22 protein-coding genes and 1 other annotated feature are annotated in these 24,850 nt (G+C 49.1%); of the genes, 21 read left to right on the top strand and 1 reads right to left on the bottom strand.

Annotation, left to right across the window (positions count from 1 at the left end; genetic code table 11):
* Window positions 1–141: 141 nt before the first annotated feature.
* From polA to FGB90_RS11715, 7 genes are all read left to right on the top strand, one after another.
* On the top strand, window positions 142–2,775 hold the full coding sequence (gene polA / locus FGB90_RS11745; protein ID WP_438502693.1) for a DNA polymerase I: 2,634 nt from the start codon (window positions 142–144) through the stop codon (window positions 2,773–2,775).
* Between the two features lie 21 nt (window positions 2,776–2,796).
* Window positions 2,797–3,627 (top strand): DNA-formamidopyrimidine glycosylase, encoded by an 831-nt coding sequence (gene mutM / locus FGB90_RS11740; RefSeq protein ID WP_138811026.1) that lies wholly within the window; start codon window positions 2,797–2,799, stop codon window positions 3,625–3,627.
* Window positions 3,628–3,864: 237 nt separating this feature from the next.
* Entirely contained in the window at window positions 3,865–4,503 is a 639-nt protein-coding gene (gene ytaF, locus FGB90_RS11735) for a sporulation membrane protein YtaF (RefSeq protein ID WP_138811025.1), read from the top strand.
* A 25-nt stretch (window positions 4,504–4,528) separates the two neighbouring features.
* A complete protein-coding gene (coaE, locus tag FGB90_RS11730; protein ID WP_281280046.1) occupies window positions 4,529–5,158 on the top strand; it encodes a dephospho-CoA kinase in 630 nt (209 codons plus the stop codon).
* A 370-nt stretch (window positions 5,159–5,528) separates the two neighbouring features.
* Window positions 5,529–6,554, top strand: coding sequence for a glyceraldehyde-3-phosphate dehydrogenase (locus FGB90_RS11725; RefSeq protein ID WP_138811024.1), 1,026 nt, complete (start codon window positions 5,529–5,531; stop codon window positions 6,552–6,554).
* A gap of 227 nt (window positions 6,555–6,781) precedes the next feature.
* Entirely contained in the window at window positions 6,782–7,174 is a 393-nt protein-coding gene (gene speD, locus FGB90_RS11720) for an adenosylmethionine decarboxylase (protein ID WP_138811023.1), read from the top strand.
* A gap of 129 nt (window positions 7,175–7,303) precedes the next feature.
* Window positions 7,304–8,857 (top strand): S41 family peptidase, encoded by a 1,554-nt coding sequence (locus tag FGB90_RS11715; protein WP_138811022.1) that lies wholly within the window; start codon window positions 7,304–7,306, stop codon window positions 8,855–8,857.
* Between the two features lie 87 nt (window positions 8,858–8,944).
* Here FGB90_RS11715 and FGB90_RS11710 read toward each other — a convergent pair whose 3' ends face one another.
* Window positions 8,945–9,229 carry a phage holin family protein gene (locus FGB90_RS11710; protein ID WP_138811021.1) on the bottom strand — a complete coding sequence of 95 codons (285 nt, stop codon included), beginning with the start codon at window positions 9,227–9,229 and terminating at the stop codon, window positions 8,945–8,947.
* A gap of 168 nt (window positions 9,230–9,397) precedes the next feature.
* On the opposite strand from FGB90_RS11710, the gene FGB90_RS11705 reads away from it, so the two are divergent.
* The 14 genes from FGB90_RS11705 (at window position 9,398) to FGB90_RS11640 (ending at window position 24,814) form a co-directional block, all read left to right on the top strand.
* Complete coding sequence (locus FGB90_RS11705; RefSeq protein ID WP_138811020.1) at window positions 9,398–9,811, top strand: DUF1499 domain-containing protein; 414 nt, start codon at window positions 9,398–9,400, stop codon at window positions 9,809–9,811.
* A gap of 27 nt (window positions 9,812–9,838) precedes the next feature.
* Window positions 9,839–10,303: a transcriptional regulator NrdR gene (gene nrdR, locus FGB90_RS11700; RefSeq protein WP_138811019.1), complete on the top strand. Its 465-nt coding sequence runs from the start codon at window positions 9,839–9,841 to the stop codon at window positions 10,301–10,303.
* 129 nt (window positions 10,304–10,432) lie between these two features.
* Window positions 10,433–11,842 carry a replication initiation and membrane attachment family protein gene (locus FGB90_RS11695; protein ID WP_171051799.1) on the top strand — a complete coding sequence of 470 codons (1,410 nt, stop codon included), beginning with the start codon at window positions 10,433–10,435 and terminating at the stop codon, window positions 11,840–11,842.
* 12 nt (window positions 11,843–11,854) lie between these two features.
* Entirely contained in the window at window positions 11,855–12,793 is a 939-nt protein-coding gene (gene dnaI / locus FGB90_RS11690; protein ID WP_138811017.1) for a primosomal protein DnaI, read from the top strand.
* 387 nt (window positions 12,794–13,180) lie between these two features.
* On the top strand, window positions 13,181–14,287 hold the full coding sequence (mqnC, locus tag FGB90_RS11685; RefSeq protein ID WP_138811016.1) for a cyclic dehypoxanthinyl futalosine synthase: 1,107 nt from the start codon (window positions 13,181–13,183) through the stop codon (window positions 14,285–14,287).
* A gap of 219 nt (window positions 14,288–14,506) precedes the next feature.
* Complete coding sequence (locus tag FGB90_RS11680; protein WP_171051798.1) at window positions 14,507–16,204, top strand: M3 family oligoendopeptidase; 1,698 nt, start codon at window positions 14,507–14,509, stop codon at window positions 16,202–16,204.
* A 180-nt stretch (window positions 16,205–16,384) separates the two neighbouring features.
* The gene (locus tag FGB90_RS11675; protein WP_138811015.1) at window positions 16,385–17,251 is read left to right on the top strand and encodes a putative sporulation protein YtxC; all 867 of its coding nucleotides are present in this window, start codon (window positions 16,385–16,387) and stop codon (window positions 17,249–17,251) included.
* 508 nt (window positions 17,252–17,759) lie between these two features.
* Window positions 17,760–19,706 carry a threonine--tRNA ligase gene (gene thrS, locus FGB90_RS11670; RefSeq protein WP_138811014.1) on the top strand — a complete coding sequence of 649 codons (1,947 nt, stop codon included), beginning with the start codon at window positions 17,760–17,762 and terminating at the stop codon, window positions 19,704–19,706.
* Window positions 19,707–19,977: 271 nt separating this feature from the next.
* Complete coding sequence (locus FGB90_RS11665; RefSeq protein ID WP_138811013.1) at window positions 19,978–22,050, top strand: sensor domain-containing protein; 2,073 nt, start codon at window positions 19,978–19,980, stop codon at window positions 22,048–22,050.
* Window positions 22,051–22,252: 202 nt separating this feature from the next.
* Window positions 22,253–22,378 (top strand) — a sequence feature (ribosomal protein L20 leader region).
* Window positions 22,379–22,483: 105 nt separating this feature from the next.
* On the top strand, window positions 22,484–22,987 hold the full coding sequence (gene infC / locus FGB90_RS11660) for a translation initiation factor IF-3 (RefSeq protein WP_138811012.1): 504 nt from the start codon (window positions 22,484–22,486) through the stop codon (window positions 22,985–22,987).
* A 128-nt stretch (window positions 22,988–23,115) separates the two neighbouring features.
* Window positions 23,116–23,307 (top strand): 50S ribosomal protein L35, encoded by a 192-nt coding sequence (rpmI, locus tag FGB90_RS11655; RefSeq protein WP_138811011.1) that lies wholly within the window; start codon window positions 23,116–23,118, stop codon window positions 23,305–23,307.
* Between the two features lie 93 nt (window positions 23,308–23,400).
* Window positions 23,401–23,757, top strand: a complete 357-nt coding sequence (gene rplT / locus FGB90_RS11650) for a 50S ribosomal protein L20 (protein WP_138811010.1) — start codon at window positions 23,401–23,403, stop codon at window positions 23,755–23,757.
* A gap of 87 nt (window positions 23,758–23,844) precedes the next feature.
* The gene (locus FGB90_RS11645) at window positions 23,845–24,147 is read left to right on the top strand and encodes a DUF1294 domain-containing protein (RefSeq protein ID WP_246056158.1); all 303 of its coding nucleotides are present in this window, start codon (window positions 23,845–23,847) and stop codon (window positions 24,145–24,147) included.
* An 85-nt stretch (window positions 24,148–24,232) separates the two neighbouring features.
* A complete protein-coding gene (locus FGB90_RS11640) occupies window positions 24,233–24,814 on the top strand; it encodes a TVP38/TMEM64 family protein (RefSeq protein WP_138811009.1) in 582 nt (193 codons plus the stop codon).
* The last annotated feature ends 36 nt before the right edge of the window (window positions 24,815–24,850 follow it).

Here is a 24,850-nt window from a genome sequence, read left to right as displayed (position 1 = left end):
CCTTCATCCCAATTACCGGTATTTTCCCGGCCCTCCCGCAGGAAGCAGTACTCAGTTTGTATCCTGCTTCAGGCGTGATAAAATAAGGCTAACCATGCGCATACGAATGTGTGCGACATTCACTGACTGGGGTGTGTAATTTTGACCAATAAACTTGTGCTTGTGGACGGAAACAGTGTAGCGTACCGGGCTTTTTTTGCCCTGCCGCTTCTGAACACTGAAAAAGGTATTTACACGAATGCGATTTACGGATTTACGACGATGATCCTGAAAGTGCTTGAGGAAGAGGATCCTAGCCATATGCTGGTGGCGTTCGATGCCGGTAAAACAACGTTCCGCCATAAAACATACCAGGAATACAAAGGAAAGCGGGAAAAGACACCGGCGGAACTGTCCGAGCAGCTTCCTTACATGCGGGAGCTTCTGGATGCATTTAACATTAAACACTATGAGCTTGAAAACTACGAAGCTGATGACATTATCGGTACCCTGAGCAGAAACGCCGCAGCTGATGGATGGGATGTGAAGGTCTATACAGGAGACAAGGATCTTCTGCAGCTTGTGGATGACCGCATTTCAGTTGCCATGATGAAAAAAGGCATAACGAACATGGATACATATGATGAAGCGATGATCGGGGAAAAGTACGGCATCAGACCGGAGCAGATTATTGACATGAAAGGTCTGATGGGAGACAGCTCCGACAACATCCCTGGTGTGCCGGGGGTGGGTGAGAAAACAGCCCTGAAACTGCTTAAAGCCCACGGTACCGTCGAGGGAGTCTACGAATCCCTTGATGAAGTTTCGGGAAAGAAGCTGAAGGAGAAGCTTGAGTCCAACAAGGAACAGGCGTTTATGAGCAAGGAGCTGGCCACGATTATGTGCGAAGCCCCGATCGAAGTGAAGCCCGGGGATGCCGGCCGGAAAGAGCCGGACCAGGAAAAACTGGTTGCACTTTTAAAAGAGCTGGAGTTTAACTCGCTGCTCAATAAGTTTGACGGCGACAGAGAAGCGACTGAGGACGCGAGTATGGAAGCCTTGGAGGTCACTGAGGTGGAGGAATTAACAGACGAGGTTCTTGCTTCACCTGCAGCGCTCGTGGTCGAGTCCCTGGATGACAACTACCACCAGGCTGAAATTGTCGGATTTTCACTTGCAAATGAAAACGGCGTTTATTTTATCCCGGTTGAGACTGCACTTAACAGTGAGCGGTTTACAGACTGGGCTCAGGATAAATCAAAGGAAAAATACATGTTTGATGCCAAACGTTCCGTCGTGGCGCTCGGCTGGCAGGATATCGTCCTCGAAGGTGTGGTGTTCGACGTTCAGATCGCTTCCTATCTGATCGATCCTGCTTCCGGGGCACACGATCTGGCGGACATTTCGGTACGTAAGAAAAGTGTCCGGGTTCAGCATGACGACGATGTTTACGGAAAGGGGAAAAAGCGGAAAGCAGCGGAAGGAGAGGCCCTTGTCCAGCATCTCGGAAGAAAAGCGGCAGCTGTTTTTGCCCTGAGGGATGACCTGGATGAAGAACTTGCCGAGAACGAACAGAAAGAGCTCTTTTATGAGCTTGAAATGCCGCTCAGTGTCATTCTCGGACGCATGGAAAAGCACGGGGTAGCCGTCGACCGGAGTGAACTCGAGAATATGGGCGAAGCGCTTGAGGAGAAGCTTGGAAAAATCGAAGCTGATATTCACAGCATGGCAGGCACGGAATTTAACATCAATTCGCCGAAACAGCTCGGGGAAATTCTGTTCGAGAAGCTTGAACTGCCGGTAGTAAAGAAAACAAAAACCGGTTACTCCACTTCTGCCGATGTTCTTGAGAAGCTGCAGGACAAGCATGAAATTGTGGAGCAGATTCTTCATTACCGCCAGCTGGGCAAACTGAAAAGCACCTACATTGAAGGGCTGCTGAAAGTCATCCATAAAAAGACCGGGAAGATTCACACGATTTTTAACCAGTCCCTTACGCAGACGGGGCGTCTCAGCTCAACTGAGCCGAATCTGCAGAACATCCCCGTACGGCTTGAGGAAGGCAGGAAAATCCGTCACGCCTTTGTGCCGGAGCAGGACAATGCTGTTATTTTTGCAGCGGACTATTCCCAGATCGAGCTGCGCGTTCTCGCCCACATCTGCCAGGATGACAGTCTGCTTCATGCGTTCCGGGAAGATCTGGATATCCACACGAAAACCGCGATGGATGTGTTTCACGTGGACCGGGATGAAGTGACAGCGAACATGCGCCGGACCGCAAAGGCGGTTAACTTCGGAATTGTGTACGGAATCAGTGATTACGGGCTTTCACAAAGTCTCGGCATTACCCGTAAGGAAGCGAAAAGCTTTATTGAGCGCTATTTTGAAAGCTTCCCGGGTGTTAAAGAATACATGGACGATATCGTGGAAAAAGCCCGTGACACTGGCTACGTAACGACCATGCTCAACCGCCGCCGCTACCTCCCTGAAATTACGAGCCGCAATTTCAACCAGCGGAGCTTTGCGGAGCGTACTGCAATGAATACACCGATTCAGGGAACAGCAGCTGACATTATCAAAAAAGCGATGGTGGATATCGCAGAGAAAATGGAAGAAAAACAGCTCAGGTCCAGCCTTCTTCTATCTGTACACGATGAACTGATTTTTGAAGTGCCGGAAGATGAAATTGATACGATGAAACAGCTCGTACCCGAAGTTATGGAAGGGGCGATTAAGCTCGACGTGCCTCTTAAGGTGGATGTGTCCTATGGGGATACGTGGTACGACGCAAAGTAAGGGTTAAAGGAGTGACTGAAGATGCCGGAACTGCCGGAAGTTGAGACGGTAAAAAGAACGCTCGAACAGCTTGCTGTCGGAAAGACAATTGAAGATGTGGTGGTGGGCTGGCCCCGGATGATTAAGCGTCCCGATGACGTCAAAGCCTTTAAAGATATGCTGAAGGGCGAAACGATTCAGCGGATCGGCCGCCGGGGCAAATTCCTTCTGTTTTATCTTGATACGTGGACCCTCGTTTCCCACCTCCGCATGGAAGGGCGTTACGGCGTTTACCGGGCTGAAGAAGAGCCCGATAAACATACGCATGTCCGATTCGTACTGAAAGACGGGGAGGAACTCCGATACAGGGACGTCCGGAAATTCGGCACGATGCATCTGTTTGAAAGAGGAGAGGAGATGCACCATCTTCCTCTTTCCCATCTCGGGGTGGAACCTTTTACCGATGCTTTCACTCCGGTCCATTTGCGGGAAAAGCTTCTGAAAACAACCCGGCATGTGAAATCCGCACTCCTTGACCAGACGGTTCTTGCAGGTCTTGGAAACATTTACGTGGATGAGGCACTGTTTCTCTCCGGGATTCATCCGGAGCGCCCGGGGAATACGATTACGGAGGAGGAGGCAGTCAGGCTTCATTCGAGCATCGTAAAAACCCTGAAGGATGCGGTTGAACAGGGCGGCTCTTCCATTAAGTCGTATGTAAACGGCCAGGGGGAAATGGGCATGTTCCAGCAGAAGCTGTTCGTTTACGGAAGAACGGGAGAACCGTGCAAACAGTGCGGGCAACCCGTAGAAAAAACCGTTGTCGGCGGCCGCGGGACGCATACGTGTCCAGCCTGTCAGGGAAGCAGGTAGGCCGGCTGAGATTCGGGTAAAGGTATGAATTTTGCTGCAGGTGCATGCTTTCCTCAGGAAGAGATTCTCTTTTTCAGCTGAAAGCACCGTGGGGAGAAGCGGGCAGAAGTTGTGAAGCGGAGCTGTGGTACAACGTATTGCCGGGATCGGAAAAGCAGCCCAAAATTCCTCCGTACTTTGGATGGGCTCCTGCCATATACTATCGTAATTGATAGTTGAGGAAAGGAGCACTGCTTCATGGTTGAATTACTATCTCTGCTGCTTCTCGCCTTCGCTGTAAGCCTTGACAGCTTCGGTGTCGGTCTCACATACGGGTTGAGAAAGATGAAACTGCCCCTGAAATCCCTTGGTTTTATTGCCGTCTGTTCAGCGACCTCAATCCTCGTCGCCATGACAATCGGATCAGCCATCGCAAATGTGCTGACCCCTTCGGCTGCCGAATCCATCGGCGGGCTGATTCTCGTCATGATCGGAGCGTGGGCGCTGTACCAGATTTACAGCCCGGCGAAAAAAGACCGGAAAACGAAAGAGGAAAAGGAATTTATTTTCAACTTCGAAATTAAGAAACTTGGAATCGTCATCACTGTACTGCGAAAACCGATGGTGGCCGACCTTGATAACTCAGGGACGATTACAGGCAGAGAAGCATTTCTGCTTGGTCTTGCCCTGTCCCTTGATGCATTTGGTGCAGGTCTCGGGGCTGCTCTGATCGGGTTTTCACCGGTAATCCTTGCCACCAGTGTAGCTGTTATGTGTGCTCTCTGTCTCACACTTGGGATGAAAAGCGGACACCTCTTTGCTGACACGAAGTGGATGAAACGTTTCTCCTTTATCCCCGGTGCAGTCCTTATTCTTATCGGTATCTGGAAGCTGTAGCAGGTGCCACTGGCAGACGGTCAGGATGACGGTACCGGAAGCAGGTGACTACGTTATGATCATTGGTTTGACAGGCGGTATTGCAAGCGGGAAAAGTACGGTTTCCTCCATGTTTGGGAAATGGGACATTCCCGTTGTTGACGCTGACCGGATTGCCCGGGACGTTGTGGAGCCCGGCCAGCCGGCTTACGGGAAAATTGTCCGGGCCTTCGGAGAAGAGGTGCTGTTTGAGGATGGCACACTCAACCGGAAAGCGCTCGGGAGTATTATTTTTAACGATGAAGAAAAACGGAACACGCTGAACAGCATTGTCCACCCGGCAGTCCGGGAGGAAATGAAGCGCCAGCGTGACGACTGGCTTCATAGAGGGTACGCTCACGTTGTGCTGGATATTCCCCTGCTGATCGAAAGTGAACTGGATTATCTGGTGGACAAAAGTCTGCTCGTTTATGTAGACGAACAGACCCAGCTTACCCGTCTGATGGAACGTGACCAGGCTGGCGAAGCTGATGCCAGAAGCCGGATCCGTTCCCAGATGCCCCTGGGGGATAAGCGGGCTCGTGTGAATGAAACCGTGGACAATACAGGGACTGTCGCTGAAACTGAGGAACAGGTGAAAAACGTCCTGGCAAAGTGGGGCGTAATAAAGAAATAGGTTAGCGCGCAGCCGGGATCAGGCTGCGCTGTTTTTATGCTGTTTTACAGGACGAAGAGACGGGGCACCGTCGTTCATCCGGGGGAGGAGGGGGAACAACGGATTTACGGGCGGAAACCCTGGTGTTATGAGTGGAAACCTGGAATTTACGGGCGGAACCTCCTGCATTATGAGCGGATTTCCCGCCCGAATGAACGATCACTCTGCAGCAGGGTAAATCCTGCGGGAAAATAACCGCCAAGGGGACCCGGTACAACTGCACATTCTAAAAAAAACATTCGAAAATTCCATCCGCGAAGCATAGAATATGTTATACTAAAAATGCAAATACACTTATTAGTATGGCATATATAAGGAAGGGGTCTTTCATATGACGACAGTCGCCATTAACGGATTTGGCCGCATCGGCCGCATGGTTTTCAGAAAAGCAGTGCTGGACACGAAGCTTGAGGTTGTGGCTATTAATGCTTCCTATCCTGCTGAAACTCTCGCTCACCTGATCAAGTACGACACCATTCACGGGCCATTCCTCGGAGATGTGGAAGCGCACGATGACCATTTAATTGTAAACGGTTCCAAGGTTTTGCTGCTTAACAGCCGTGACCCGCTGACTCTCCCGTGGGATGACATGGGTGTGGATATCGTTGTCGAAGCGACGGGTAAATTTAAAACAAAGGAAACAGCTTCCTATCACCTTCAGGCCGGTGCAAAAAAAGTCATTATTACGGCCCCTGGAAAAGATGAAGACATTACCATCGTTATGGGTGTGAATGACGGGGATTACGATCCATCCTCCCACCATATTATCTCCAATGCCTCCTGCACGACAAACTGTCTTGCTCCTGTGGCAAAAGTACTTAACGATGCATTCGGTATCGAGTCCGGTATGATGACAACCGTTCACTCCTATACAAACGATCAGAAAAACATCGATAATCCCCACAAGGATCTCCGCCGTGCCCGGGCATGCGGTCAGTCCATTATTCCGACCACAACAGGGGCAGCAAAGGCCATCTCAAAAGTATTGCCTGAGCTGGAAGGGAAACTGAACGGAATGGCACTGCGTGTACCGACACCAAACGTTTCTCTCGTCGATCTCGTTGTGGATCTTTACTCCGACGTGACGGTGGAACAGGTCAATGATGTGCTTCGCCGTGCTGCAAAAGAGGACCTCAATGGTATTCTCGGCTACACAGACGATCCGCTTGTAAGCATCGACTTTAACGGTAACGAGAATTCCTCTATCATCGACGGGCTTTCCACAATGGTGATGAATGACCGCCAGGTAAAAGTGCTCGCATGGTATGACAATGAATGGGGTTATTCCTGCAGAGTCGTGGATCTTATGGAGCTGGTTGCGGGCCAGTTAAAAAAAGAGACTGAGGTAACGGCGTAGTCCGTCCCGGAAAAAAAGATTGCATTAGAATTCCTTTCAAAGTATACTATTTTTCGTGATCTTCGCATAAAAGCAAAAGAAGGATCGACCGCTGCAAGTGGCCGTTTCAACTGGCAGTTGAACAGCCCCTTAAGGGTTAGGACCTCTCTGGACTAACTTTCCCCCGCAGCAGTCGGGATCCTCCATGCTTAATGAAGGCATGAAACTACGTTAGAGGGGGATTCGGTATGGAAACCATGGGACGGCACGTCATTGCCGAGCTTTGGAACTGCAGCGTCGACAAGCTCAATGACATGGACTTTATCGAAAGAACATTTGTAAATGCGGCACTTGAAGCAGGTGCAGAAATCCGGGAAGTGGCGTTTCATAAGTTTGCGCCGCACGGAGTCAGCGGAGTTGTGATCATAAGTGAATCACACCTGACTATCCACAGCTTTCCCGAGCACGGCTATGCAAGCATTGACGTTTACACGTGCGGGGACAGAATTGACCCGAACGTGGCATCTGACTATATCGCAAAGAGTCTTGACGCAGGCACATCGGAAACAGTAGAAGTACCAAGGGGGATGGGACCTGTCAGTGTTCCCGGAACAAAGAAGGCCCCGGTACTCAGTACTTGAAAATAAATCATTAAAAGAAACGCAGCTTCCGGTTCCGGGGCTGCGTTTTTTTATTGGATGAGTTTCCCTCCTGCTCAATGAAACCTGCCGGGCGCTCATCCGTAACTTTTTCAAAGAGGGGGAACTGAGATGTTTAAACGGGTAACAGGGGCAGCGGTTCTGCTTACGCTCACTGCCTGCACCGCTTTGGACGAAGAGGCGGCAGAGGAAATAACGGACATGGAACCGGAAGACGAACACCATTATGAAACGGGTATCGGCCGTATATTGTCTCTTGCCGGTGAAAACCGGGCAGGGGATCCGGCAGATGATTTCAATGTGGATGATTACCTGTACGACTATTCGGAAGCAGAGGATGAAGAACTCTCCAAAGAGGAGCTGGAGAACATCAGGCTATCGGGTGATGCGCCAATGTCGGCTGAGCCTGACCAGTTTATTGAGGATTTACATTACTTTCACAGCGTACTCAAATATCAGTACGCCCTTTACGGGGCCAACGGTGGCGACGAAGCATTCGAACAGGCTCGGGATCAAGCAATTGAGGAGATTGAGAAAAAGTACGCACCCGGGGAAACGATCAGTCCAAGTATAATGGAGGAAACGATTCGGGAGCACTACTCATTTATCCGTGATACCCACTTCACTGTAAACGGGAGCCTTGTTACCCCGAAAGATCACCGTCTTTATATGAACGGGGATATCCTGTTTTACAAAACGGAGGAAGGCCGTTATATCCATACCGGGACAGGGGAGACGCTGAAACATATAAACGGGGACAGGTCAGTGGAGGATTATCTGCTTCCCTCCCTCAGTGAAGATGGGGAGTTTGTATACATACCTGGCCATTTCAGTGATCAGGAGCCGGAAAAGGACCTTGAAATAACCATGGATGAAACCGTAAAGGAAGTTGGGCTTTCCTGGACTTCGGCTTCCTACACGACCGGGGAATCGGGAGTTGATACGAGCGGGGAAATTCCGGTATTTGCGCTGAAGGACTTCTTTTTTTACGAAGACAGCGATGTTACGGCCGAAGGACTCATGAAAGAGGCGGAGATGTTTGAGGACGAGCCGTACTGGATACTGGATCTGACGAGTAATCCCGGCGGCTATCCGGAGTTTGCCATTGACTGGCATCGTCAGCACTTTGGCATTAGCCCGGGGTTTGGAGATTACATGCTTTATCTTTACTCAAATACAGGCTATGCAGTCTATGAAGAAACAGAGGAGTACTATCGTTCCCGCGGTGTCGTGGAAGATCCTTTCTGGAGTCAGATCGGCGGGTACCGGGGCTTCATTATGCCGCTTGAGGAACCGCGGTGGACAAGGATGTATTCCGCCTACCGGAGAGCGGAAAACGAGGACTCAGTCATCTTTGTGATTACGGATGAGTATACGGCATCGGCAGCCGAATTTATGACCCAGGTGATGAAACATGTGGACAATACAATCATTATCGGGACGAGTACAGCTGGGGCTTTAAACAGCGGCGGTGCGTTACTCTGGGAGCTGCCGAACACCAATCTTGTGATGAGTGTTCCTTCCGCTTTTAACTATCATCCCGAGAACCTGGCTCAGGAAGGAATCGGCCTGGAACCTGATTTGTGGCTTCACCCAGGGGATGCTGTAAGCAGAATTGAAGCCCTTGTTTCAAGGGAGAAAGAGGAGGAAAACGAAGTCCGTTAAAAAAGCAGCAGTTTTGATTCAAGGCAAACAGCTCTGAAGCCGAATATTGGCATGCAGAGCTGTTTTTGGTCTTGTAAACTCTCATCCTCAGTTTCTTTTCTGCCGGACATGGAAACCTGCTTTTTTTCCCTTCTGTGTCTGGCGGATCAGCTGGTGGCCAAAAACAGCGGCACCGGTCACAAGTACGCCCTGAATAAAAGAGGAAAAGGAGAACCCGAGCAGCATACCAGTAAGGATGATACCTGCTGCTAAAAGGATATAGGGAATCACCCAGTCACTGAGCCAGGGGGTCTGTTTCAGCAGTTTACCAAAGATCATGAGAACGGGGATGAGTATAAGAGCGTCATCGACGACAAATTGAAGCAGTTCCATTACGATCAGTCCTTTTCAAGGAGGGATTCCTAAAATATAGGACACGTCCCGGGAAATATACCGGATCATTTTCGCGCTGATTCCCCGTATTTCTGCTGTTTTCGCACCGGGAGATTGAATCGTCTGTTATTTCCTGCTATTCTTAAAGGTGCTAAGGTGGGATGAATAATGGGATTTAAAGATACTGTAAGAAAATACATAAGCAGCAGCACAGAAACCCGGGAAGATCATCCGGACGAAAATCTCCGGACACATTATTATAAATCGTCAAAAGATAAGGTCCTTAAAGAAGTTGAAGCGATGATCGGCCAGCGCCAGGGACTGAGCGTCCAGTCTGTATCTCCTGAACGGGGGGAAATGATTATCCGTTCTGATGCCGGCAAAAGTGTGTTCATAGTGGCTACGGTGATCATGGTGCGGCCTTACCGTACAGCCCTTGATTTTTCCGTTACTACAGAGACTGTGATGCCGACTGATTTCGGCTACAGCCGTAAGCTTGTCTATGAGCTTTATAAGAATGTAAACAGCCGCCTGACCTTCGTCGGTACCGGACTCGGTGAAGATTTGACGAAAGGGCTCTAAACTTCCGGCAGAAACGGAGAGGATTCGATGAAATGTCCAAGCTGTCAAAATAACGGAACACGGGTCCTGGACTCACGCCCCAGTGATGAAGGGCGTTCAATCCGGAGGCGCAGGGAATGTGATGGCTGCGGCTACCGTTTTACCACATTTGAACGTGTAGAGAAGACGCCTCTCATTGTGGTGAAAAAAGACGGCAATCGTGAGGAATTCAGCAGGGAAAAAATGCTGAGAGGTCTCATCCGTGCCTGTGAAAAACGGCCGGTTCCACTGGAAAAACTTGAAGCTGTAACTGATGAAGTGGAACGTGAGCTGAGAAACCGCGGGGGAGCGGAAGTGGACAGCCATGAGATCGGCGAACAGGTAATGGAGCGGCTGGCTCTCATTGACGATGTGGCCTATGTCCGTTTTGCTTCAGTTTACCGCCAGTTTAAGGATATTAACGTATTCGTCGATGAACTGAAGGACCTGCTTAAGCGGGCGGACCGGAAATAAATCCATGACTGTACAGAGCCTTACCGACAGGGAAGGCTCTTTCTTCATGTCTATTATTTGGGGTTAGAGACATGCTGCACTCTCTGGTACAATGAGTACAGACAAATTCTGAACAGGATGGATGACCTTATGCACTGGAAAGAGCTGCTGCCGATTGACCGGTATATAGTCCAGATGAAAGACCGGATTCACGAAACAGACCGTGATGTGCTGACGCTTCTCTACCAGCCGCTGATCGGCTCTCTCGCCTACAGTCTTTATTTGACACTGTGGGCGGAAGCTGAGGGCAGTACCGTCGAGAGCCGGGAAAGAAAGCATCAGACCCTGATGGTTTTAACGGGCAGGCCCCTGGATGAAATATTTCAGGAACGGAAAAAGCTTGAGGCGATCGGTCTTCTTGCGGCCTACCGGGAAAAATCAGATGACGAAGTACTGTATATTTACGAACTCCGTAAGCCGCTCAGTCCGGCTGCCTTTTTTCAGGACGATCTGAGCGTGTTTCTTTATAACCGGCTTGGGAAGGAACAGTTCCGCAGGATCAGGGACCGGTTTACGGTTGAACGGAAGAGCCTTGAAAACGCAGAAGAAGTGACCCGTTCATTTGATGAGGTTTTCAAGAGTCTCCACCAGTCCGAAATGGTTTCCTACGATGAAGACCTGCAGTCCGGTGAAAAAAACCTCCGCGGTCAGAAGAGCAAAGAGGGATACGCGTTTTCGGGGAAGGATTTTGATTACGATCTGATGCTGGCAGACCTGCCTCCGTTTGTAAATAAGGAGGCACTTGGCAGGGAAAAGGTGAAAAGGGCTGTTTCACAGCTGGCTTTCGTATATAAGGTTGAGCCTCTTGAAATGAGCAAGTTTGTCCAGGATACAATGCTCCACGATGATGAACTGGATATGAAGGCACTCCGAGCCCAGGTGCAGCGCCGGTACAGAATGCAATACAGTCATAACCCGCCGAGTCTTGCCCTTCGGCGTCAGCCCGTTCATCTGGTTACACAGCAGAAGGAACCGGAAACGGAAGCTGAAAAAATGATCCTGTATTATGAAACAACTTCACCGATGGAAATGCTTCAGAACGTAAGTGACGGTGCAAAAGTTCCACCGGGTGATATGGAAATTGTCGAGCACCTGATGCTTGATTACCGCCTCACACCAGGTGTGGTAAACGTTCTGATCGATTACATTCTCATGATTAATGAAATGAAACTCACTAAAGGGTTTGCAGATAAAATTGCCGGACAGTGGTCAAGGAAAAATATCTCCACCGTCAAACAGGCGATGGAAATTGCGAAACAGGAGTACAAAAACCGAAAACAGTTTGCCGAAGCGAAAAAAGACGGCCGGACCAGACAGAGCGGCGGCCGGAAAAAGCCGGTCAGACGGGAAAGACTGCCGAAGTGGCTGGAAGAGCAGAAGAGCCGTGAAGAAACAGCTGAACAGAAAGCACCGGAGCCGGCAGCGGATAAGCCGGACGCAGGCCTGGAGCAGAAGCGGGAAGAGCTTGCAAAGCTTAAGGAAAAATATAAAAAGAAGTAAGGGGGCAGTCAGATGGACCCGATCGGAAAATCAATCCGTAAACTGTCGGGAGGCGACTTTGAAAAGCGCTTTGAGGCGCTTTTCCAGGACGTCCTGAAAGACAGACGGATCAAGGAATTCCTAAACGAAAATAAAGAAGTCACACGGGATCAGGTGGAACGTCATCTGAATGACCTCTTTCAGTATAAAAAAGAGTGGACAAACTGTGATCACTGTCCCGGGCTGGAACAGTGCCCGAATCTCATGAAAGGATATCAGCCGTCCCTCTCCATCTACAGAGAGGATATCCAGATCAGCTATCATCCGTGTCCGCTGAAGCGCAGGGCGGATGAGCGGAAAAGACAGGCGTCATTTATTAAAAGTCTATACGTTCCCAAGGAAATCGTGGCTGTCACGTTTGACGACATCGACCAAGACAACGAAACACGTGTGGAGGCCATTGCCAGGGCGATGCAGTTTGCCTATGAAACAGTCCCAGGTGAAACGGGGCGGGGTCTCTACATTACCGGCTCATTCGGCGTCGGGAAAACCTATCTTATGGGAGCTGTCAGCAATGCCCTCGCCGAGCGGGAAATCGAATCGATGATTATCTATACACCGGACTTTTTCCGTGAGCTCAAGCAGGGAATCAACGACGGAACGTATCAGGATAAACTCGATATGGTAAAACGTGCCCCGGTGCTGATTCTTGATGACATTGGAGCTGAAACGATGAGTGCCTGGGTCCGTGACGATATTCTCGGGGCACTTCTCCAGTACCGGATGATGGAAAAGCTTCCGACGGTGTTTACCTCCAATTATGAAATGGATGAACTGGAAGGTCACCTCGCCTATACAAACCGGGGCGGAGTGGAGAACGTCGAGGAACTGAAAGCGAAGCGGATCATGGAAAGGATCCGCCACCTCAACGAACAGATCGTGATGAAGGGCGAGAACAAGCGCAGATTTTAATGGGGGCTGCGTGAAATTCAACCGGGAAAAGCAGCCTGAAATGGAAACACGGATGAGAAGAAGCGGACGAGGCTGGGACATAAGGAAAGTGTTCAGGATGAGAATCGGAACAAAAAGCTGATAAGCGGATGAAATATTCGCCGACTCCTGCGGGAGGAAAATCGCAGGTGAGACCCCTTGAGCAGCGAAGCACGCGGAGGCTCAGCCGCTTCCCGCGGAAAGCGGCGAATATATCAGGAGCGATATACCTGCACCGCTTATTGATTGTTCGGATTACTGTCTGTAAACACACTTCTGTCCCCGACTCTCTTTTCCTGTTTTTTTGAATGAATTGTATGTTACGATAGTAACAATGATTGATAGCATTTCAGGATGGGGGACAAAACTATGAGCGTTGATCACATCTTAGAGCGTGCGCGGGCCGGCGAACGGATATCAGTTGAAGACGCAGTGGCGCTGTATGAAAGCAATGAGACGGAAAAAATCGGAGCCGTTGCCAACGAGATTATGAAAAAGTGGCATCCGGACCCTGTGACTACTTTTGTTATCGGACGAAACGTCAACTATACAAACTTCTGTGATACTTACTGCAGATTCTGTGCTTTTTACCGTCCTCCGGGACACGAAGATGGCTACGTACTGGACAATGAAGTGATTTTCCAAAAAATCCAGGAGACCATCGATGTGGATGGAACGGAAATACTTATGCAGGGCGGAACGAATCCGGATCTTCCGTTCAGTTACTATACAGACCTTCTGAAAGAAATTAAGAAACGCTTTGATATTACGATGCACTCTTTCTCTCCTGCTGAAATCTGGAAGATGGTTGAAGTGTCGGGACTGTCCCTTGAGGAAGTTCTGCGTGAGCTTCACGAAGCGGGCCTTGATTCCCTGCCGGGCGGCGGTGCCGAAATCCTCGACAACCGTACCCGTAAGCGGATCAGCCGCCTTAAAGGTACATGGGAAGAATGGATCGAGTGTATGAAGACAGCTAAAAAAGTCGGCATGCACGGCACAGCGACGATGGTAATCGGATTTGGCGAAAAGTACGAAGAGCGTGCCCTTCACCTGAAGCGTGTACGTGATGCCCAGGACGAAACCAACTGCTTCCTCGCGTTTATACCGTGGACTTTCCAGCCGGATAACACGAACATGAAGGCGGAAAAAGTAACACCGGATGAGTACCTGAAAAATCTCGCAATCTCCCGGATCTTCCTGGATAATGTACCGAATTTCCAGAGCTCATGGGTTACAATGGGGCCGGAAATCGGGAAGAAATCCCTTGAGTATGGCTGTAACGATTTCGGAAGTACGATGATTGAGGAGAACGTTGTTTCCGCAGCAGGCGCAACGCACAAAGTGGATACGAACCTTATTCTCCGTCTCATCCGCGAGGCCGGTAAAACGCCTGCCCAGCGTGACACGAAGTACAATACCCTTCGTGTTTTTGAAGGCGATACCCAGGCAGAAAAAGATTTTATTATGCAGAACTGATTTTAAAGAGATTCCGGGGCCAAGCTGGTCCCGGTTTTTTTTTGTGTGAGGCAAAGAGAGGCAGCAGGTTCAGGTTTTAAACCTGAACTGGAAAAATCAAGCGCCCCTCTCTGTCCCACTCACCTGCGGACAGACCTTTTTCGGAAATAATAGAAGGAATTCCACCGGTTTCTATCGAAAAAGTAAAACGGACTTTTAACAGGAGAGGAATTGATCTGAATGATGAAATTTCAGGATATGCCTTATGAAAGACCCGATCTTGAACAGGTGAAAAACGAATTTAACGGACTGCTGAAGGAGTTTACTTCTGCAGGAAGCTTTGAGGAACAGGATGGGGCGCTTGCGGCAATCAATAAGCTCCGCAGCCGGGTTGATACCCAGTGCAGCCTTGTACATATCCGCCATTCGATTGATACAAACGATGAATTCTATAAGAAGGAACAGGATTATATCGATGAGATCATGCCTGAAATCCAGGGGCTTGATACGGAATTGTACCGGGAACTTGTGCAGGCAACCTTCCGCAGCGATCTGGAGGAAAAGTGGGGAGCCCATTTGTTCCGCCTTGCAGATGTGGCACTGAAAACATTTGACCCGGTAATTATCGAAGATCTTCAGAAGGAAAACAGACTAACGACGGAATACAATCAGCTTATTGCGTCTGCAAAGATCGAATTTCAGGGTGAAGAGCTCACGCTATCCGAGCTTACACCGTATGAAATGAAACCGGACCGTACTGTCAGAAGAGCTGCTGCGGAGGCAAAGTTCGGTTTCCTCAGCGGCCACGAAGCGGACTTTGACCGGATCTATGACGACCTTGTTCAGGTCCGTACGACCATGGCAAAAAAGCTTGGTTATGATTCATTCACCGAGCTTGCGTACGCGCGGATGAGCAGAACAGATTACGGGGCCGGGGAAGTTGCACGTTTCCGTAATCAGGTGGTGGAGTCCATCGTTCCTGTGGCAACGCGTCTCCGTCAGAGACAGAAGGAGCGGATTGGCGTGGAACAGCTCAATTATTATGACGAGCCGTTCTCATTCCCGACAGGAAACCCGGCTCCTAAAGGAGATCCTGACTGGATCATAGAAAACGGTGAGCAAATGTACCGTGAACTGTCACCGGAAACAGACGAGTTCTTTCAGTTTATGAAAGATTACAACCTGATGGATCTTCTGAGCCGGAAAGGAAAACAGAGCGGAGGGTACTGTGCCGGTCTGAGCGATTATAAGGCCCCGTTTATTTTTGCCAACTTTAACGGGACGTCCGACGATATTGATGTTCTGACCCACGAAGCCGGACACGCCTTCCAGGGCTACGAGAGCCGGAAATTTGAAGTGCCCGAGTATGCCTTCCCGACAATGGAGGCAGCCGAAATTCATTCCATGAGCATGGAGTTTTTCACCTGGCCGTGGATGGAACTTTTCTTTAAAGAAGACGTGGAGAAGTACAAGTTCAGCCATCTTGCCTCGGGGATTCTGTTTATTCCTTACGGTGCAGCGGTGGATGAGTTCCAGCATTACGTCTATGATACACCTGAAGCGACACCGGAGGAGCGGAAGGCGAAGTGGCGGGAAATTGAGCAGAAGTATCTCCCGCACCGGAATTACGAATCGAACAGCTACCTTGAAGGAGGCGGATTCTGGCAGCGACAGGGACACATCTTTCAGGTGCCGTTCTACTACATCGACTACACACTCGCACAGATCTGTGCGTTCCAGTACTGGAAAAAGATGAACGAGGACCGGGAAGCAGCGTGGAACAGTTATCTGAATCTCTGCAAGGCAGGAGGAAGCCGTTCCTTTACCGGGCTTACGGAGCTTGCCGGCCTTGATTCCCCGTTTGAAAAAGGTTGTGTGGATGCCGTGATTGGAGATATCGAGGAATGGCTGAATAATGTGGATGACAAATCCCTGTAAATAAAGGTTCAGTGCTGTTCTTATTCGATCGTTCTCCCCATGAGCAAAAAACGTTTTTCTTCTGAACATAAAACACGGACAGCCCCATATACATGTACTAGATGTATGCAAAGAGTTGATGAACAGAGACGGTACACGCCATGACCCTCAACTCAATTGCACGTTTGGGAGGGGCTGCCGTTGGTAACGATTGAATTTGAAACTGAGAAACAGTGCAGGAACTGTTTCTCGCAGTTGAAAACGTCACTCGAAACCTTTGCTGAGTTGAAAAAAGAGGTTCTTCTTACGCTCAGTGAAAACAACACGAACATTCATATTGTATTTTCACGGAATTCACGGGAGAAACGGATGAACACAATTTCCATCCTGGCTGCAGTGATGTCGAACTTTACGCTTAAAAGGTATTTGCCTGTCTGGCTTGAAGAGGTTGTAAGGGGCCGTTTCTTTTACGAGGAGGCCGGTGAAGCGGAAGCCATTATTGAACTGGCAGGGGAGCTTCTGGCCGGTGAACATCGGGAAATCTCCCTTGAAAACAGCCTGCCTGCACTTCAGCGGACACTTTATTCCCATTTCTACACGGTTCTTAATGAAGCAGACCGCTTTTCCTATGCTTCATTTATCCTGTTCCGTTTAAGGGAAATGAAAAACGATCTCACAGAGTGCGTGGAATGGGCCATCGATGAATATAAAATGGAACAGGAATATCAGACAATGGTGGAAGCATGCAGGGAGTATCTGAGGGATAACCCGCCAATGTTTGATTCTGTCCACGTGAATCTGGATGATGAACCGGTTTCGTTTTTCGATGAGGAAGGTTCGCAGTTTTCACAGTCAAAGATTCTCGGTCTTCTTGATGATGAAGTGACGTTTGACGGTTCACTTCCGGTTTCGGAGCGGATCATCAGTCCGCTTGTGAGTATGGCACCGGGCCAGGTGAATCTATACTGCAGCGGAAAAGAAGATGAAGGCTATGTAATCCGGACGCTTATGGCCATTTTTGAGGAGCGGGTTACTTTCTACAGTGATCCGTACAGGCAGCAGCAGTGAATAAAAAAACAGCAGGGAGGACAGGATGGTGATAAGCCGAATCCTGTCAGTCTTACACAAAAAGCAGGACTCCGGTCTTGCTTTTACTGTTTCGTCTTATTATAATACGAACTATAAAAGAAAACTCATGATGTATTGATGAGGACATGATCTGTTTTTACAGCTCATCAGAGAGGGGGGTCACCGGCTGAAAGCCTCCCGGGCGATGGAAAACACGGTTACCGCCTCTGAACTTCAGCAGGGAACCGCCTTTACCGGCCTAATAACTGCTGACGGAACGCCCCGTTACAGGTGCAATGAAGCCGGCTGTCCCCTGTCAGGGGTGCATCCGGGAATCAGGGTGGAACCACGGGCTACTTAAAATGACAGCACTCGTCCCTTTTACGGGAGGAGTGTTTTTTATATGCTTAAAAATTCCTGCCGCAGCAGGCGCTGATTAATAGCCGCGTTTTATGTGATTCAGCAGTACGGGTTACCAAGCAGTGAAATTAAAAGGAGTTGACTACCGATGGCAGAAGTGAAAGATAAAATCAGACTGACGTTTCCGGACGGTAATGAAAGAGAATTTGATGCGGGTACGACAACGGAAGAGGTAGCCGGATCCATCAGCCCGGGGCTGAAGAAGAAAGCGGTCGCGGGGAAACTTGATGGTGAACCTGTAGACCTCAGGGAGCCGCTGCCGTCTTCGGGTAAAATTGAAATCGTGACCCTGGACAGCGATGACGGACTGGAAATTCTCCGGCACAGCACAGCCCACCTTCTTGCACAGGCGGTAAAACGCCTGTTTGATGATGTGAAGCTGGGCGTCGGCCCTGTTATTGAAGGGGGCTTCTATTACGATATTGATATGGAGCACACCCTCACACCGGAAGACCTTCCGAGAATCGAAAAGGAAATGAAGCGGATTGCTGACGAGAACCTTGCGATTGAGCGTAAGGAAGTAACCCGTGAAGAGGCCGTCCGCCGCTACCGGGAAATCGGTGATGAACTGAAGCTTGAGCTTCTTGAGGATATTCCGGAAGGCGAGAAAATCAGCATTTACGAACAGGGAGAATTTTTTGACCTGTGCCGCGGAGTGCACCTGCCTTCCACAGGGAAAATTAAAAAGTTCAAGCTTATGAACATTAACGGCGCATACTGGCGCGGAGACAGCAAGAATAAAATGCTCCAGCGTATTTACGGGACTGCATTTGAAAAGCAGGGCCAGCTTGATGCACATCTGAAAATGCTGGAAGAGGCAAAAGAGCGCGACCACCGTAAGCTCGGACGTGAACTGGGTATTTTTACCGTTAATCAGAAAGTGGGGCAGGGGCTCCCGATCTGGCTTCCAAACGGAGCGACAATCCGCCGCACGGTTGAGCGGTACATTGTGGATCTTGAGGAGCGGCTCGGCTACAGCCACGTTTATACACCGGTTCTTGGAAGCTCTGAGCTTTACAAGACATCCGGGCACTGGGACCATTACCAGGATGATATGTTCCCTTCCATGAAAATGGATAACAACGAGGAACTGGTCCTTCGTCCAATGAACTGCCCTCACCATATGATGGTGTACAAAAATCAGAAATACAGCTACCGCAACCTGCCCGTTCGGATCGCCGAACTCGGCATGATGCACCGTCATGAGATGAGCGGAGCGCTTGCAGGGCTTCAGCGCGTCCGTGCCATGACCCTGAATGACGCTCATATTTTCTGCCGTCCGGATCAGATGAAATCCGAGTTCATCCGCGTTGTGGAACTGATTCAGAACGTCTATAAGGATTTCGGAATCGACAATTACTATTTCCGTCTGAGCTACAGAGACCCGGAGGACAAGGAAAAGTATGTGGACAACGATGAAATGTGGAACAAAGCCCAGGCACTTCTGAAAGAGGCGATGGACGATATGGGTGTCGAGTACGTGGAAGCTGAAGGCGAAGCCGCCTTTTACGGACCGAAGCTCGATGTTCAGGTTAAAACCGCTCTCGGAAAAGACGAGACGCTCTCCACTGCCCAGCTTGATTTCCACCTTCCTGAACGTTTTGATCTCACATACGTGGGGGATGACGGGAACGAGCATCGTCCGGTCGTTATCCACCGCGGCGTCGTTTCCACAATGGAACGCTTTGTCGCTTTCCTTCTTGAGGAATATAAAGGTGCGCTTCCGACATGGCTCTCACCTGTTCAGGTACAGCTGATCGGCGTAAGTGACGTTCACGACGAATACGTGGGCAAAGTGGAAGATCGTCTCCGTCAGGCCGGTGCACGGGTTCACGTGGACGCAAGAAACGAAAAACTCGGATACAAAATCCGCGAAGCCCAGATGCAGAAAATCCCGTACATTCTCGTACTGGGAGACAAGGAGATCGAATCTGAAAGTGTTAACGTCCGCCGTTATGGGGAAAAAGACACAGAAGTCGTCAGTCTGGACGAGTTCGTTTCAGTAATTGAAGCTGATATTAAAGAACGTAAATAGACAGTTAAGCCGGCTCCAGTAATGGGGCCGGCTTTCGGTATATCCGGGGGACCGGCGTCCTGTGCCTTCGTATTCACGGAAGGAGCCTGCAGCAGAAAAGCGTTAAGACTGCCGGGTTCCTAAAACAGGAATAGAAAAAAGTCCCCCATAAATAGACACCTTTTTACACGAATGCAGGAAAAAAACAAGGGGAAAAGGCCGATTGTTCATAGATGCCCCCGGGTGTACAATGTAGAAAATTCTTGAAATACTGACGCAGGAGGACACCGGAATGTCGCATGAGGGAATTTTAGCGGATACCATTGAAAATCTGGCATCAGTAATGAAAGAAGAGGAAGCCGATATCCTGGATCTGGAAAAGGCTGTAGAGCAGGTTCCCGAAACAGAGGATGCTTCCCTTCTTCTTACTGTCATTGACCGTGAGGGAACAGTGCTCGACAGTAATACCCGCTACCATAATGTTTTCGGCATTCTTGATCAGGACGCAGTCCTGTCCTCGAGGTCGAAGCTTCTTTCTGATGTCACAGAATCGGACGGAGATATCCTCACCGTGACACACAGTGAGTGGTCACTTCCCATTATAGAAAGTGACGACAGTGTAACAATGGATGTGGCGGCGCTTCCGCTGGATTCAAAAGACAAGGTACTGGTAGCCGTCATGCCTCGTAATGAGGAAGGAAACGGCCTGCAGGATCTGATCGAAAACCTTCATACTTTTGTGATGAGAGTCTCGGGGAATCCAAAAGAGGGCTTTACGGTCACCTACCTGGAAGGGAAGCTTGCCGGAAAAGTAGGACTGTCCCGGGTCTCAGGAAAAGGGATCCCGTTATTTGATCTGCTCCCCTGCGAAGATAAAGAGAAAGTCACAGAGTACTATCAGCAGGCTTTTGCAGGTGAACGAAATGAATTTACATTCAAAATTAAAAACTACACCCTTGCAGCCTATGTAACGATCATTCCCGGTGAGAAAGATCAGCGGGAGGCAATCGTGTCCGTTCAGGATATTACCTCCCTGAAACAGTCTGAAAATGCTGTTGAGACGATGGCCTATCAGGATCCCCTTACCGGTCTTCCGAACCGGAGAATGCTGACAGCGGACCTCGCCGAGCTTGCACGGAATATGCACAAAGCTTCCAGTGAGACAGGCCTCATCAGTATAGATATTGACCACTTTAAAAATATAAATGATTCGATCGGGCATACGGCCGGTGACAGGTTTATTATGATGACAGCCGAGCGGCTCTCCAGACTTGAAAGTCTGGTTACTGTCGAACATCTTAAGCTCTACCATCTGGGCGGAGATGAGTTTGTTATCCTTGCCGGAGGGTATGAGCAGCGGACTTTTGACGCCCTGATCAACTACATTGACGCTCTTTTTGACGAGCCTTTTCTTTACCGTGAAGGAGAGTTCCATCTGCGGGCAAGCATGGGAGCGAGCAGAATATCATCTTCAACAGAGCCGGAAGAACTCTTAAAACACGCCGATATGGCCCTTAATCAGTCCAAAAAAGCCGGTGGTAACCGTGCCACGTTTTTCTCCGGTAAAATGCAGGATGAATTTCTGTACAGTGTCAGGCTGGAAAATGGACTCAGGCAGGCGATTAAAGATGGTGGAAAGGAATTCACTCTTTACTACCAGCCTGTAATCGATGCCGAGGGTGAACGCATCATCGGCTGTGAAGCCCTGATTCGCTGGAATCATCCTGAAATCGGTCTGGTACCACCCGGCGACTTTATTAAAATTGCCGAAGAAAGCGGTCTGATTATCCCGATTGGAGAATGGGTCATCCGGGAAGTTTGTTCCCAGATTAAACAGTGGGATGCAGCCGGAATCGAGCCTGTTACAGTTTCAATCAACATTTCCAGTGAGCAGTTTCAGGATGCTTCTTTTGTCGGTGATGTTATTTCCATACTTACAGAAGAGGGAGTAGCGTTTAACCGGATTCAGCTTGAAATGACTGAAAATGGCCTGATGGAGGATACGAAGGAAACGCTGGAGACGCTGGCGGAGCTTAAACGTAACGGTATCGCCATCGCCATTGATGATTTCGGCACAGGCTATTCCTCTCTGAGCTACCTGAAACAGTTTGAAGTCCAGACTTTGAAAATCGACCAGTCGTTCACGAGGGAACTGACAGACAATCAGGGAGATAAAGCAATTGTAGCCGCCACAATCCAGCTTGCAAAAAGTCTCGGGCTGAATGTGGTTGCCGAAGGAGTGGAAACAAAAGAAGTTTCCCTTTACCTGAAAGGGATCGGCTGCCCCCATCTTCAGGGGTTTTATTACAGTAAGCCGCTGACTCCGGTACTGTTTGAAAAGTTTCTAAGCCGTCCGGCTCAGTAGAAGAACCCGCTGGGAGTTCCAGTGGAGGCTGCGCTGCCCGCGGAAAGCGTCCGCCTGCAGCGGACCCCTCAAACAAGCAGGCCCTTGCATTACGGAAGAACCTGAGTTACAATGATTAACGGCTTAACACAAGTTGAAGCAACTTGAGTTGACATCCGCAAAACAGATGTGCTATTCTTTTTAAGTGAACAAAATAAGGACACAAAGCAAGCAGAAGCGCCCGCTTCTCACCTGATTGACGCTTTAGGGCAGTTGACAGGTTTCGACGTATTCAAACGATGTACTTCAGAAGTGTGGGCGTATTATGCGCTCATGCTTTTTTTGTGCAGTTTATAGACGACTGCCGACAAAGGGGCGGAACGTTCCGGCCCTGAAGCAGGACTTGCTTTGATCCGGATTTATCTTATGGAGGTGGCTCAATATTAGTAAGGATATGTTCGTTAATGATTCAATTCGTGCACGTGAAGTCCGTCTTGTTGGAGCAAACGGCGACCAGATCGGTGTAAAGTCAAAGCGTGAAGCGTTGGAAATGGCCCAAAACGCCAACCTTGACCTTGTACTCGTCGCACCGAACGCAAAACCACCGGTATGCCGGATTATGGATTACGGAAAATTCCGTTACGAGCAGCAGAAAAAAGAGAAAGAAGCTCGTAAAAACCAGAAAATCATTAACACAAAAGAAGTTCGTCTCAGCCCGAACATCGAGGAGCACGACTTCAACACGAAACTCAAAAATGCCCGTAAATTCCTTAGCAAGGGAGATAAAGTGAAAGCAGCGATCCGCTTCCGCGGACGTGCGATTACTCACTCCGAGCTCGGTAAAGTTGTACTTGAGCGTCTTGCCAAGGAATGTTCAGACATCTCTACCATAGAGTCCAGACCTAAGATGGAAGGGCGCAGCATGTTTCTCGTGCTCGCACCAACCAACGAAAAATAACTCTGTATTACCAGCTCTGAACTTACCGGTTCCCTCGTGAACCTGACAACATTTATATCGCCCATTTCACTTTCACTTATAAAAAGACAACGACAACCTTTACTTTTTACAACAGGGAGGACTTGCAAATGCCTAAAATGAAAACGCACAAAGGCGCAGCAAAGCGCTTCAAGAGAACAGGAACCGGCCAACTTAAGCGTTCCCAGGGCTACACAAGCCACTTGGCCCAAAACAAATCAACAAAGCAGAAGCGTCAGCTTCGTAAAGCTGCAATGGTCCACAAAAGTGACCAGAAGCGCATCGACACTCTGCTTCCTTAATGACAGACCTGAACAGGCAGCATGGCTGCTGACCGAACGATAAGTTCTTCTATAGAATCTACTACACGAAATATTTACTGAGGAGGGATTACGATGGCTCGAGTAAAAGGCGGATTTGTATCACGTCGTCGTCGTAACAAAGTATTAAAGCTTGCAAAAGGGTACCATGGTTCCAAGCACCGTTTGTTTAAATCTGCACAGGGACAGGTAATGAAATCCCTTGAATATGCATACCGTGACCGCAAACAGAAAAAGCGTGACTTCCGTAAACTCTGGATTACACGTATCAACGCGGCTGCACGTGTGAACGGTCTTTCCTACAACCGTTTCATGCACGGTCTTAAGCAGGGCGGCATCGAAATGAACCGTAAAATGCTTGCTGACATTGCTGTAAACGACGAGCAGGGCTTCGCGGCTCTTGCTGAAAAAGCAAAAGCAAACCTTAAGTAAGCAAAAAAATCAGAAAGTCACTCTCTTCAGGGAGTGACTTTCTTTGTTAGAGGGAATAAAATAGCAAGTAAACCGGGAAGGCGGTTCATGGATATGGAACAGGCAATTCTGCAGTGGCTCCTTATTTATTATGTGATCGTGAACACAGCAGGGTTTTTCATCATGCGGCTGGATAAACAGAAGGCGAGAAATGGAAGAAGACGCACCTCGGAGCAGGCACTGTTTACGTGGGCCGGTTTCGGCGGTGCTGCAGGAATGCTTTTTGCCTCAAGGATGTTTCGCCATAAAACACAGAAGCCGGCCTTTAAAATCGGGTTGCCCCTGTTTATCATTCTTCATATTGGATTAACAGGCTTTCTCGTGTGGGCAGGAGGGGAGCTTACTCCCTGAGACCTTCCTTTATCCACGGCCCTTTCTCATAGATTGTCTGATACAGTCATACAAATAGTGTAAGCGCGAGAGGAGGAGAGACATCATGAACGATTTCATCGAAGGCATTCCTACACTGATTGAACAGGCAGGATGGCTGGCTCCGCTCATCTTTATTCTCCTTCATCTGATTCGTCCGTTTTTATTTATTCCTGTTATTGTGCTGTGTATTGTGGGCGGTTATTTTTTCGGCTTTTTCTACGGAAGTCTTTATTCACTGATCGGGCTTACACTCATGAGCTTTTCCTTTTACAAAGTGGTGGATTATTTTCCTTCTCTGAGAGGGAGAATGTCAAGAATGAAGCAGAAGGTTTTTAAGGATCGTCACCTTACTCTTGGCCAGGTGATGATTCTGAGAATGCTTCCGTTCATGCATTTTCATCTCCTGTCCTGGTATCTGATGGAGATGACTTCTTCATTCAGGGAGTACATGAAGTACTCCTTTGCAGGCCTTATTCTTCCGTCTCTTTTATTTACGTCCTTCGGGCAGGCGATTGGGGAACTGTCCATTTACGGTTCGCTCGTAATTCTTACTTTCCTCGGGGTTGTCTTCTACCTTCTCGGGCAGAAAGGGCCTGTCACTTACAAATGGGAAAAGTTCTTTGCATCCCGATCCATGTCGGAATAAACAGAGAGTGCCTGGAAGAAACCTTTCAGGCACTCT

Source organism: Alteribacter natronophilus, from assembly GCF_006007885.1.
Classification (GTDB): Bacteria; Bacillota; Bacilli; order Bacillales; family Salisediminibacteriaceae; genus Alteribacter; species Alteribacter natronophilus.
Note: the sequence above shows the minus strand (reverse complement) of the source record. Positions and strands in the feature narration are given on the sequence as shown.